Below are 12195 nucleotides of genomic sequence, written 5' to 3'. Positions count from 1 at the left end.
ACGGTGCGGGCGCCGAGGATATCTCCGGCGAGCCTCACCATGAGCGAGCCCGGCGCTCAGGTCACTCTCGGGCCCCGTTTCCCGCGGCGACCGGACCGCGACGCGCATGCTCGGCCACCCACACGCCGACGCCGATCGCCCCCGCGACCGGCCACGACACCAGCCCCGTGACCGCCGCCGCTCCGAGCCCGCCGAAGTAGAGCAACGACTCCCGATCCGGTACCCGGTTGCGCACCGCCGTAGTCGCCGAGGAAACACCGGTCGCCACGGTGCGCGGGCCGGGCGGAAGCGGAACTCGGGCCATCCGCATGCCCACGGTCGGAACCGGGACTCGCAGCCGGGCGCGCGAGGTGGCCGGGGTCTCCGATTTCGTCGGCGGTTCGGTCTCGGTGTCCGGCACGGCGCGCGCCGTCTCGGGTGCTTCGGAACCGGATTCGCGGACCTTCCGGGCCGCTGTCTTGGACATGACCGCTCCTTTCTTCGTCCTGAACCTCGTCGCTGTGTATGTGATCCAGCCAAGCCGTGCTCGCGCCGCGTCGCAACCCCCGGCCGGGACACCTTTCGCGCTCCGCGGCGATCGCCCGCGCGCGAACGCGACCGATGTGCTCGTACGCCGTTCTCCCCTACCGGACGACTGCGCCAACATGCAATGGCTAATAGATTGCTGAATGTCACAATACCTCTCAGGAACAGAGCGGAATCTGCGTATTTTCTTGATGCCAGAAAGTTTTTCATGCAATCCTGACTTACCTCCACATGTCGCTGGTAGTTTGCCGAACGAGGCACTCGGAGGCAGACCACTGGTCGGCGAATCCGCCGAACTACCCCTGGAGGTCAAGGTCGTGACTCGTCCGTTTCTTCGTTCCCCCCGTAGCAGACGCATCGGTCCGGTCCGTGTCCTCGGCGCCCTGAGCGGGATGGCACTCGCCCTCCTGCTGGCGACGACGGCCACCGCGGAGCCGGTCTATCCGCAGCCCGATCCAGACCCGTTCTACGCCGCACCTGCCGATCTGGCGGCACACAACCCTGGCGACGTGCTGGACGTGCGGGTCCTGCCGCCGCTGGCCCTCTTCCCCGGCGCCACCGTCAGGCTGGTCGAGTTCCGTTCCACCAATTCGCGGGGCGCGCCGATCGCGGCGACCACCACGATCCTCACTCCCCTCGGACAACGGCCGGGGATGCCGCTGCTGTCGTATCAGCACTTCATCAACGCGCTCGGCACGCATTGCGCGGTATCGCACCTGCTCTACAGCAACGATCTGAATCTGACGGCGTCGTCATCGATGCTGAACGTCCTGCTGGCGCGCGGCTGGACGGTCGCGCTGCCGGATCATCTCGGCCCCCAGTTCGCGCTCGGCGCCGGGCGTTTGGGCGGCCAAATCACGTTGGACGGGGTCCGCGCGGCGAAACGACTACCCGAACTCGGTCTGCAGAACAGCCCGGCGGCGCTGACCGGTTACTCCGGCGGCGGGCTCGCCACGGCATGGGCGGCTGCGCTGCAACCGTCCTACGCACCCGAATTGCGGCTCGTCGGCGCGGCCATCGGCGGCGCTCCGATGAACCTGGTGGCGATGGCGCGCGGGCTGGGTTTCGAGCCGCACCCGGCGTTCGGCCTGGCCATGGCGACGGCCATCGGCCTGGAGCGGGAGTATCCCGATCAGGTGCCGATCAGCCAGAATCTCAACGAGCGCGGACGGGCGCTGCGCGACGCCATGGCCAACAGCTGCACCAACGACATCCTCGCGGTCGGCGCAGGCGGCAGCGCGCGCGAACTCGTGGACAACACCTCCGTCTTCGACGCGCCGGGCGCGTGGTCCGTGGTGGAGGAGAACAGCGTGGAGCTCTACCCCCACGCCCCGGGAATGCCGATATTCGAATGGCATTCGCCCAGCGACCCGCTGATTCCCGTTGCCGCGATCGACAACACGATCCACCGCTGGTGCTCGGCCGGTGTGCCGCTGCAGACCGTGCATGTGCCCGATGCCGAGCATCTGACCGCGGCGGTGCTCGGCGCCCCCTCGGTGCTGGGGTGGCTCGAGGGCCGGGTTCGCGGCGAGCCCGCGCCCAGCACCTGCTGACCCGGGCAGACGCCCGCGGCCGCTCATCGGCCGCGTGAGCATCCGGACCACGTCGATCCCCGCGCATTCCCGCCGACCGGATTGCGCGGGGATTCCCGGGGTAAGCCGCAAACACAGGAGGTGATGACATGCCGAAGGCTTGGACCGACAAGCAAGAACGTCAATACGAGCACATCAAGGATTCGGCGAAGTCCCGCGGCGCGAGCACGGGACGCGCGAAGGAGATGGCCGCTCGCACGGTCAACAAGAACCGCGCCCAGTCCGGGCAGTCCAAGACCGCGAGCAAGACGTCGACCGACGACAAGTCGCCGCAGCAGCGCGGCGGTCAGCGTTCGCACAGCGGCGCGCAAGGACCGACCCGCGACCAGCTGTACAACGAGGCCAAGAAACGCAATGTCGAAGGCCGCTCGAAGATGACGAAGAAGGAGCTGGCGCACGCACTCGGACGGGACTGAGTTCGATGCGCGGCTCGACGACCTAGCAGCGAGAGGAGTGGAGATGGCCGAGCAGCAGGAAACAGGCACCGTCACCGGCACCAGGGACAAGGATTACAACTTGATCTGGTTCGTCGAGGCGTCCCTGGAGAACGCGCTGCGTCTGGACACATTCATCCAGGACGCGGAGCGTGACGGAGACAGCGAGCTGGTGGAATTCTTCCGCAAGGCGCAGGCCGACAGCCGTAAAGGCGGCCGGATGGGCAAAGAGCTTCTGTCCAAGCGTCTCGCGAAGTCGGATATCTGACGTTTGACGATGAGCGGGGAGGGCGGCCGCGTGGCTGCCCTCCCGCTGTCGGATCTCGCCGCCGAGCCAAGGAGCAGATATGCGCGTCGTCGTGGTCGGTGCCACCGGGAACGTGGGAACGAGCGTGCTGGAGACGCTGTCGGCCGAGGCGGGGGTCGGCTCGATCGTGGGGATCGCGCGGCGCGTGCCGGGCACGCCCCGCGAGGGCGTGGAATGGGTGAGCGCGGATGTGCGCACCGACGATCTGGAATCGCACTTCCACGGCGCCGACGTGGTGGTGCATCTGGCGTGGCTGTTCCAGCCGACCCATCAGCCCATGGTCACGTGGCGCGCGAATGTCGGTGGCACCGAACGGGTGCTGCGCGCCGTGGCCGCGGCGCAGGTGCCCGCGTTGATCTATGCCTCGTCGGTCGGCGCCTACTCCCCGTGCCACGACGACGAACCGGTGCCGGAGAGCTGGCCGACCGATGGCTGGCCGACCGCCGCGTACACGCGGGAGAAGGCCTACGTCGAAAGACTGCTGGATCGATTCGAGGCCGAGAACCCGGACCGCCGCGTGGTTCGCATGCGCCCGGCGTTCATCTTCCGCCGCGAGACCGCCAGCCAGCAGCGGCGGTTGTTCGCCGGTCCGCTGCTGCCCAATCGCCTGATCCGGCCCGGCCTGCCGCCGATCCTGCCGATCCCGCGCGGACTGCGCTTCCAGGCGGTGCACAGCGACGACGTCGGCCGCGCCTACGCGCTGGCCATCGCCACCGACGCCCGCGGACCGTTCAATCTGGCCGCGGAGCCGGTGATCGATCGCGACCGGCTGGCCGAACTCTTCGATGCCCGGGTGGTGTCCGTACCGCCCGCGCTCGTTCGGGCCGCGCTCGCGATGGGCTGGCATGCAAGGACTCTGCCCGCGGCGCCGGATCTGTTCGACGCGGTGCTGCGCCTGCCGATCCTCGACACCGGTCGCGCGCGGGCAGAGCTGGGCTGGACGCCGCGGTACACCGCGGTCGACGCCCTCCGGCACTTGCTGTCCGGCCTGCGTGCGGGCGCAGGGGCCGACACCCCTCCCTTGGCCCGCGAAGCGGGCGGGCCTTGGCGCTGGCGGGAGTTCGCCTCCGGGGTGGGCGGGCGCGAATTAGGTGTCGGCTGATTCGCCGGGCCGACTCTCCGGCTCTCCACCGCCGGATGTGGACACCGGCTGGAATGCTCGGCGCACGAAGGCCGACGGCTTGCGCCGCGGCGCCGGCGGATGCCCGAAGCCGACGGCTGTATCTGCGCACGGCCGAAGAGGCCGACCCCAATCGTGGTCGGCCTCTCCGGTTTTCCTGACACCTCGTTCACCTGGGCGGCACACCTTCCTCGGACACGGGTAGGTGCGGGAGCCGCGTCAGCTGTAGGTGAAGAAGACGCCGGAAGCGATACCGCCCGGCCCGGTGACCGTCACCGGCACGGAACCGATCCCCGCGGGAGTGACCGCAGTGATCTGCGTATCGGAGACCACCGTGAACGACACTGCCGGAAGCAGACCGAAGGACACGCCGGTCGCGCCGGTGAACCCGGTGCCGGAGATCGTGACCGTGGTGCCGCCGGTCACCGGCCCCGTGTTCGGGGTGACCGAGCTCAGAGTCGGCACGGACACATAGGTGAACGGCACTCCCGCACTGGTGCCGGCCGAATTGGTGACCGTGACCGGCACGGTACCCGTTCCCGGCGGAGCGATCGCGATGATCAAGTTGCTGGAAAGCGCGAAGAAGAGCAGCGCGGGGGTAGCTCCGAAATTCACGGAGGTAACTCCGGTGAAACTGCTTCCCAAAATCAGAACCACGGTACCGCCGGTCGCCGGCCCGGAATTCGGAATAACCGCGGACACCACGGGAACCTGCACCACAGAGGTGTAGGTGTAGGGAACACCATTGCTGGTACCGTCCGCATTGGAAACGGTGACCTGCACAGTGCCCGTGCCCGGCGGAGCGATCGCCGTGATTTGAGTAGGTGAATCCAGAGTGAAAGTGGTTGCGGTTCCGCCGAATCGGACGGTGGTCGGCCCGCCGAATCCGGTTCCGGTGATAACCACGCTGTTACCCCCTGAACTCGGACCCGTGGTCGGCGATACCGAAGTGATAGTAGGCATGGCATTGCCCCTTTTCAGTATTGATTACCTGCACCGGGGAGCGCTCGACCTTCAGGTAGCCCGGCTGTAACCATTAACGCCCTGAAACCACTACTGCCGCAATGAAAATGCGATCCGTTTTCGTCCGTTTTCGTCCGGTTTTGCCCGAGGCGCGATTCGTGCTCTCCGGCAGGCATTCCGCGATTCGGGCGCGTCGGACCACCCAGCCGGGGGCAACGGCTCGGCTGAGCGGAGCTTTCCATGCTCGACCGGCCCGCGACGATCGCCGAGGCGACGTCGGCGAGGCGACGTCGGCGTTCCTGCTCGAGCGCCACACCGCATCGAGGCCGGACAACGGCTCGGCACGGTAGCGGTCAGGCATTCACGGTCGCCGGTGCGCGTGGCGTCACCTGCGTCTGCGGAGTCACCGGCGGTGCGCCGGTCGTGCGCCGCCGGGCCCGGTGGTGCGCCCACTGCAAGAACCCGATGCCGGTCAATCCCCCTGCGGCGGTGACTATTCCGATCCGGCTGCCGGGCGGGCGCCAATCGACGACCAGCTCCGCGCCGTCGGTGCCCGCCGTGACGTCCACGGCGAGGAAGACACCACCGATCGTGCCGACCGGCAGCTCCCGCCCGTTCAGCGTCACGCGATGCCCCGGCCAGGCGAGCCGGGCGAAGACGACGCGACCGCCGTCCGGCGAGCCGACCACCGCCCGCGCCCTCCTGTCGTCGAGGGAATCGCGCGACTCGGCGGTCACCCCCGAAGTGTGCGCGATCGGCCCGTTGCGGGTGGACACGCGCCCGCCCGCCCGTTCCAGCACCCAGATGTGCCGTTCGTGTCCCGAATAGTCCACCCACCGCCAGCCCGCGGGCGCGGGACGGTCGCGGGCATCCGGATACTGCGTGCGGTGCAGCACCACCCGGTCGACCTTCATCAGATCGACGACGGCCGCACCGGTGACCTTCTCGGTCGCGAAGGCGCGGCGGAACGCGTCGGGGCAGGTACTGCCGTCCCAGGCCATACAGAGCATGCCCGCGAAGGCGGCATGCCCGATCGGCGTATAGGCGTTGACGTAGTCGAGACCGAGCGCCTTCGCGTAGTTGCCGATCGCCGGCGACCCGTAGGCCCGTCCAGGTTCCGGTCCTCCGGACGCACGGCAGCACGATCGGCCAATTGCAATGTGAGGCCGTCGAAATCGGGAAAGACCGCGCGCATCGCCGAACGCCGCTCCGGGAAGTCGTAGGACATCGGCGTCGTAGGCGCCCCGGCCACCTGCGCGTAGGCGATCGGGAACATGGCGACGATCGCCAGCGCGCACGCGGCTGGGGCACCACGCCGGCGCGCCAGCCGGACTGCGGCGGCGCCGAGCGCGCCCACGGCCAACGCCCCCGCGATATGTCGCCGGTAACCATCGCAGCGAAGGCATCCGCTACACGATCACTCGGCGCTGTTGGCCGTTTGCCTTGACGCCGACGAGAAGGTTTAGCGTGGCGAGGACGAAGGTGAAGGAGGACGGATGCGCATCGGTGAATTGGCGCAGCGGGCAGGCACCAGCACGCGCGCCCTGCGCTACTACGAGGAGCACGGTCTGGTGCGGCCCCGCCGCGCCGCCAACGGATACCGCTCCTACGACGACGCGGAAGTGCTGATCGTGGCGAAGATCCGCGAACTGCTCGGCGCGGGCTTCGACCTCGACGAGATCCGCCCTTTCGTCGCGTGCCTGCGGGCGGGGAACGGCTCCGGCGACGTCTGCCCGGACTCGGTCTCCACGTTGCGGCGCAAGCTGGCCGAGGTCGATTCGTACCTGGAACGGCTGGGGGACGTCCGTCGCCTGCTGAGCGAGCGGATCACGGCGGCCTGCGAGTTCGAGCGGATCACGGCGGCCTGCGAGTTCGACCGGCTCGAGGAGCGGCGGTGAAATTCGCGGTCAGCTACAGCACCCCGTTCTTCGGCGTCGACCCCGATCGGCTGCTGCGCTACGCCCAGCATGCCGAACGATGCGGCTTCGAGGCGATCTACCTGCCCGAGCACGTCGCGTTGTACCCGGGCGCCGCGGTCGGGCCGATGGAATTCACGCCGACGGTCCCGTTCGCCGACCCGCTGGACGCGCTGAGCTTCGTGGCCGCCGCGACCGAACGGATCCTGCTCGGCACCGCAGTGCTGCTGCTGCCCTATCACCATCCGGTGGTGCTGGCCAAACGCCTGGCGACGATCGACGTGCTGTCCAAGGGACGGATGCGGCTGCTGACGGTGGGATTGGGCACCCTGCCCGGGGAGGCGCAGGCCCTGGGCGTCGAGTTCGCCACCCGGGGCCGCCGCGCCGACGAGGCCATCGACGTGCTGCGACTGCTGTGGTCCGGCGACGCGGACGGGGTGAGTTTCGACGGCGAGTTCTTCCGGTTCGAGAGCCTCTGCAGCTACCCGAAACCCGCGGGAGGCGGGCCCCTGCCGATACACGTCGGTGGTTCGAGCCGCGCCGCGGCGCGCCGTGCCGGATCCCGCGGCGACGGCTATTTCCCCGGCGGCATGCTCGGGCCGGTCGAACGCGCCACCCAACTGGAGATCGCCCGCGCCGGGGCCGCTGCGGCGGGCCGCGACCCCGGGGCGTTCGAATACACCCGCTGGGGATCGATCGAAATGCCGCCCGAGCGGGTCGAGGGACTGGCCGAACAGGGCGTCACGCGCATCGTGGTGAGCGCGAGCACCGGCGACCCGGAGCGCGCCCGCGACGAGTTGTCCGCCTTCGCCGAACGCTTCGATATTGCGAACGCACTGAGGTAGCCGTCGCGGCCCGTTCCCGCGGGAAACCTCCTCAGACGGTATGGCCCGCAACCAGATCCGCGACGGAGTGATAGTGCAGCGTCTCCGCGGCCGGTCGCAGCACGGCGCCGTCCTCGGGCTCCAGCAGCATTCCGACATGATCGCCGAGGTCGTAGCGCTCGCGGATGCGGCCACTGAACCAGCTCGGCACCGTACTGAGCACCGGAATGCCGCCCGGGCCCGCGTGCCAGTCGCAGTGCACGAACTTGTCGATGTCGTCGCCGGTCTCCCCGCCGAAAAGCCGCGCCAGCGAGAGCTGTTCGCTGCCCAGCAAATGCACCGCGAGCCGGTCGGCGCGCTGCGCGACCCGATAGGTGTGGTTCTTCTTCGACAGGCCGATCAAGAACCGGCGCGGCTCGATGCTGACCTGCGTCGCGAATCCGACGAGACAGCCGGCGCGCCGGCCATCCGCCTGCGCGGTGACCAGCAGCACGGGGTAGTCCGCCGCCGCGACCACCGCGTCGAACACTGCGGTCCGGTCTTCGGTAGCCATCGGTCCTCCCAGCGTGATGCGACGTCTTCCCCGGATGCCCGCGCGATCGCCGCGCAAACATGCCGGACCGGGCAGCGCTCACCCTACAACCGAGGCGGCAAGTCGTCTCAGACGCCGACGCCGGCAGGGGTGGGGCGCCCGTACGACGGCCCCTGTAGACCGGCTCTTTCCGGTCTACATCCCGTGGATGATAGTCCACCACAACGACTTCCGCGCCGGCACTGAAAACACATCGTGGCGGTCGCCACATTGCGAGCGCATCAATGCATCGAGGCGGCGGCGCGGCCCGAGGGAGGCGTTCCCGCCATGCCGGTCGCGCCATGGCCCCAGCGGTGAGCGGTGCTCTCTGCGGACCGGGTCACGACTCCGCGCCCCGGCGCACGGGCACGTCACGGGCGCGCCCACGCAGCGTCAGCACGCCCACCGCGGCGGCGATCATGCACAACCCCACCACCCAGAGCCCGGCCCGCTGGCTGCCCGTCACATCTCTCAACCCGCCGGTGACGTACGGCGCCACGAAACCGCTGACGTTGCCGATCGAGTTGATCAGCGCGATACCGCCCGCCGCGGCGGCGCCGGACAGGAAGGTGCCGGGCAGGGACCAGAACGTCGGCAACGCCGCGAGCACGCCTACCGCGCACACGGTGACCGCGACCATCGCGGCGAACGGATCGCCCAGATACAGGGCCACCGGAATGGCGAGGCCGCCCAGCAGCGCGGGCAAGGCCACATGCCGGATCCGCTCGCCGGTCCGGTCGGCGTGCCTGCCCCACCACACCATCACGATCGCCCCGACGAGGTAGGGCACCGCAGTGATCAGTCCGCGCTGCACCACCGAATACCGGACGCCGTACTGCTGCTGGAAGCCGTCGATGATCGTCGGCAGGAAGAAGCCGAGCGCGTAGAGACCGTAGACGATGCCGCCGTAGACCAGGGCGAGCCCGAGCACCCGCGGGTGGGTCAGCGCCCGGCGCACCGTCCAGTGTTCGGCGCGCCGCAACGCGGACCGCTCGGCGGCGAGTTCGGCTGCCAGCCAAGCCCGTTCGGCCGGCGCCAACCAGGTCGCCCGCTCCGGGCGGTCGGTCAGGTAGAACCAGGTCACCACCGCCAGCGCGATGGCGGGCAGACCCTCCACCAAGAACATGAACCGCCATCCGCTGAGGCCGAAGATCCCGTCCCCGTACCGAATGATCAGGCTGGACACGGTCGCACCCAGGGCGGTGGAAATGGGCACAGCCGTCATGAACAACGCCACGATCCGCGCCCGTTGCGCTTGCGGGAACCAGTACGTCAGGTACAGCAGGATGCCGGGGAAGAACCCGGCCTCCACGACACCCAGCAGGAACCGCAGGACGTACAGCACGGTGGCGTCGGGCACGAACGCCATCGCCGTGGCCACCAGACCCCAGCTGACCATGATGCGGGCGATCCAGCGCCGGGCGCCGAAGCGGTGCAACGCCAGGTTGCTCGGCACCTCGAGCAGCAGGTAGCCGACGAAGAAGATGCCCGAGGCGAACCCGAAGGCGGTCTCGGTGAGACCGAGATCGGTCTTCATGCCGCTGGGTCCGGCGAAACCGATGTTGACCCGGTCCAGGTAGTTGACGAAGTACAGCAGCCCGAGAAAGGGCACCAAGCGAATCGTGACCTTGCGCAACGTCGTGCCGGCCACCTCGGCGGTGGAAACCATCAGCGCACTCTCGGCCCAGGACGCGCACTTCGTCAAGTGCCCAGCAGTAGACTCCGCATATGGCAGTCACCTGGCCGGACCATGTGGACGACGTGCTCGGCGGCGACCTGACCTGCGCCGCGGCCTATGTGACGCCCGCGGGCGGCGTAGTCGTCTCGGCGGTGTCGCCGATCGGACTGCGTGACCGCACGGCGGGCACGGTGGGTTTCACGACCTCGCTCGGCTTCGGGCGCAAGCTGGAGCGGATGAAGCGGGAACCGAAAGTGGCGCTGGCGTATCACGCGCGCGAGCACGGCATCGGGAACCGGGACAATCCGCGCTTCGTGCTGGTACAGGGCACCGCGAGTTTCGATCCGGCGCCGGATGAGGAAGTACTCGATCGCATCGGCGCCCAGTCCGCGCCCTACCTGGGCGCACCGCGGCGCGGGGTGTTCTGGGACAGGTGGTTGCGTGCGTACTACGCCGATCGAGTGGTCGTCACCGTCGACGTCGACCGCATCGTCGTCTGGCCGGATCTCGACGCCGCGGGCGCACCCGAAATCCTCGGCGCCGCACTGCCGTCCGCCGACACTGTGCCGCAGCGGCCGCCGGCGAAGGGCACCGGCCCGCGGGTGGACGTCGCTCGGACCGCGGCGCGGGCGGGGAAATTGCCGCATCGCCTGCTCGGCTACCGGCAGGCCGACGGCTATCCGATGGTCGTCCCGGTACAGGTGACCGGACCCAGCCCCAGCGGTGTGCTGGTGACCGTGCCATCGGTCGTGCCGCAAGGCGGGCGCCGTGCGGGGCTGCTGGCACACGCGTATCGATCGCAGTTGATCGGCTTGGAATCGCGGCAGCACACCGGCTGGCTCGAGGTCTCCGGCGCCGAGGCGGTGTACGCGCCGCACACCGCGTCCGGGTTCAAAGCGCCGCCGAACAAGACGATCGTGTTGCTCGGCAACGGTTTTCTCGCCCGGCGCGGCCTGGCGAAAGCCCGCAGGACAGGCCGCATCGACGCGTTGCGCTGACCCCGCGCCCCCGGGCCGGAGGCGCGGGTCCGCCGTCAGTCCGCCTGCTCCAGGTACACCGGAAGCCTGGCGTGCCCGTTGGAGATGAAGCTGGACACGCTGCCGAGGTCGGCGGGGTCGGCCGCCAAGCGCATGTGCGGGAAGCGCCGGAACAGCGCGGGGAGCGCGATTTCCGCTTCCAGCCGGGCCAGTGGCGCGCCCAGGCAGTGATGCGCCCCGTAACCGAAGGCCAGGTGCTCCTTGGTCGGTCGCCGTACGTCGAACTCGTCGGCGGTGGCGCCGTGCAGTTTCGGATCGCGGTTGGCCCCGGCATAGGACGCGAGAATCGGCTCGCCCTTGGCGATGCGCAGCCCGTCGATCTCGATGTCCTCGGCGGCGAAGCGCAGCGGCAGGTGCGCCACCGGCGCCTCGTAGCGCAGCGCCTCCTCGATCAGATCGGTCCAGGCCGCGCGTCCCTCGGTCACCTCGGCGCGCTGATCCTGGTGGGTCAGCAGCGCGAAGACGGCCTGATCGAGCAGATTCACCGTGGTCTCGTGCCCGGCGCTGATCACAAGCAGCAGCGTGTCGACCAGCTCCTGCTCGGTCAGCTGCGAGCCGTCCTCCTCGTCGCGGTGCGAGATCAGCAGGCTGGTCATGTCGTCACCGGGCGTCTGCCGCCGGTAGGCGACGAGTTCACCGAGGATCCGGTACATCTCCACATAGTTCGCCTGCGACTCCTCCGGCCCCAGCGACGTGTCGAAGATGCCGTCGACGCAGGTGCGCAGACCGGCGTTCAGGGATTCCGGAACGCCCATCAGCGCGCTGATGACCTGGATCGGCAGCGGGTAGGCGAAGCCTTCCCTGAGGTTCACCGCTTCACCGGCCGGCGTCGCCGCGAGCTCGGTCAGCAGGTCCGCGGTGATCTGCTCGATCATCGAGCGCATCGCCTGGGTGCGGCGGTGGGTGAACGCGGGCGCGACCAGTTTGCGCAATCGGCGATGGTCGGCGCCGTACGCGGTGAACATGTTGTTCACCGCGACCCACGGCAACAGCGGCCAGTCCTGCGGGATCTCCCCGTTGATCAGCGCAGGCCAGTGCTGCTTGCCGTCTTTCGACACCCGGGGATCCGCCAGCAACCGCTTCAGCACGTCGGCGTCGGTCACCGACCACGCCCGCACGCCGCCGGGCAATTCGACCAGGGTCACCGGCCCCCGCGCGCGAATTCGCGCGGACTCGCCCTGGATGTCGGCGCCCGCGGGGTCGAGGACTAGAGGTTGTGTGTCCATCA

Annotated in this window: 13 protein-coding genes; 7 read left to right on the top strand and 6 right to left on the bottom strand. The window is 69.2% G+C overall.

Going from position 1 to position 12195, the window contains the following annotated elements:
* Positions 1–61: 61 nt before the first annotated feature.
* Positions 62–466: a hypothetical protein gene (locus GVY64_RS07730; RefSeq protein WP_159839893.1), complete on the bottom strand. Its 405-nt coding sequence runs from the start codon at positions 464–466 to the stop codon at positions 62–64.
* A gap of 451 nt (positions 467–917) precedes the next feature.
* On the opposite strand from GVY64_RS07730, the gene GVY64_RS07725 reads away from it, so the two are divergent.
* The 4 genes from GVY64_RS07725 (at position 918) to GVY64_RS07710 (ending at position 3960) form a co-directional block, all read left to right on the top strand.
* Complete coding sequence (locus GVY64_RS07725) at positions 918–2078, top strand: lipase family protein (protein WP_159839892.1); 1161 nt, start codon at positions 918–920, stop codon at positions 2076–2078.
* A 128-nt stretch (positions 2079–2206) separates the two neighbouring features.
* On the top strand, positions 2207–2533 hold the full coding sequence (locus tag GVY64_RS07720; protein ID WP_067809656.1) for a plasmid stabilization protein: 327 nt from the start codon (positions 2207–2209) through the stop codon (positions 2531–2533).
* 43 nt (positions 2534–2576) lie between these two features.
* On the top strand, positions 2577–2819 hold the full coding sequence (locus GVY64_RS07715) for a hypothetical protein (protein ID WP_063020934.1): 243 nt from the start codon (positions 2577–2579) through the stop codon (positions 2817–2819).
* A 79-nt stretch (positions 2820–2898) separates the two neighbouring features.
* On the top strand, positions 2899–3960 hold the full coding sequence (locus tag GVY64_RS07710) for an NAD-dependent epimerase/dehydratase family protein (RefSeq protein ID WP_159839891.1): 1062 nt from the start codon (positions 2899–2901) through the stop codon (positions 3958–3960).
* Positions 3961–4197: 237 nt separating this feature from the next.
* On the opposite strand, the gene GVY64_RS07705 is transcribed toward GVY64_RS07710, so the two are convergent.
* Positions 4198–4941 carry an IPT/TIG domain-containing protein gene (locus GVY64_RS07705; RefSeq protein ID WP_159839890.1) on the bottom strand — a complete coding sequence of 248 codons (744 nt, stop codon included), beginning with the start codon at positions 4939–4941 and terminating at the stop codon, positions 4198–4200.
* Positions 4942–5294: 353 nt separating this feature from the next.
* Positions 5295–5942 carry a hypothetical protein gene (locus GVY64_RS07700; protein WP_159839889.1) on the bottom strand — a complete coding sequence of 216 codons (648 nt, stop codon included), beginning with the start codon at positions 5940–5942 and terminating at the stop codon, positions 5295–5297.
* 495 nt (positions 5943–6437) lie between these two features.
* Here GVY64_RS07700 and GVY64_RS07695 point away from each other — a divergent pair, with 495 nt between their 5' ends.
* Together GVY64_RS07695 and GVY64_RS07690 are read left to right on the top strand one after the other, a co-directional pair.
* Entirely contained in the window at positions 6438–6839 is a 402-nt protein-coding gene (locus tag GVY64_RS07695; protein ID WP_159839888.1) for a MerR family transcriptional regulator, read from the top strand.
* The gene (locus GVY64_RS07690) at positions 6836–7702 is read left to right on the top strand and encodes a TIGR03619 family F420-dependent LLM class oxidoreductase (RefSeq protein WP_159839887.1); all 867 of its coding nucleotides are present in this window, start codon (positions 6836–6838) and stop codon (positions 7700–7702) included. Before GVY64_RS07695 ends, GVY64_RS07690 begins: the two co-directional genes overlap by 4 nt.
* Before the next feature lie 31 nt (positions 7703–7733).
* On the opposite strand, the gene GVY64_RS07685 is transcribed toward GVY64_RS07690, so the two are convergent.
* Together GVY64_RS07685 and GVY64_RS07680 are read right to left on the bottom strand one after the other, a co-directional pair.
* Positions 7734–8234, bottom strand: a complete 501-nt coding sequence (locus GVY64_RS07685) for a flavin reductase family protein (RefSeq protein ID WP_159839886.1) — start codon at positions 8232–8234, stop codon at positions 7734–7736.
* A 358-nt stretch (positions 8235–8592) separates the two neighbouring features.
* Complete coding sequence (locus GVY64_RS07680) at positions 8593–9921, bottom strand: MFS transporter (protein ID WP_159839885.1); 1329 nt, start codon at positions 9919–9921, stop codon at positions 8593–8595.
* A gap of 59 nt (positions 9922–9980) precedes the next feature.
* Here GVY64_RS07680 and GVY64_RS07675 point away from each other — a divergent pair, with 59 nt between their 5' ends.
* Positions 9981–10928 (top strand): hypothetical protein, encoded by a 948-nt coding sequence (locus tag GVY64_RS07675; RefSeq protein WP_159839884.1) that lies wholly within the window; start codon positions 9981–9983, stop codon positions 10926–10928.
* Between the two features lie 35 nt (positions 10929–10963).
* Here the strand turns inward: GVY64_RS07675 and GVY64_RS07670 are convergent, their stop codons facing one another.
* Positions 10964–12193, bottom strand: coding sequence for a cytochrome P450 family protein (locus tag GVY64_RS07670; protein ID WP_159839883.1), 1230 nt, complete (start codon positions 12191–12193; stop codon positions 10964–10966).
* Positions 12194–12195 lie beyond the last annotated feature (2 nt).

The organism is Nocardia sp. CY41, from assembly GCF_009829325.1.
Classification (GTDB): Bacteria; Actinomycetota; Actinomycetes; order Mycobacteriales; family Mycobacteriaceae; genus Nocardia.
This window is presented reverse-complemented; position numbering and strand designations above follow the sequence as displayed.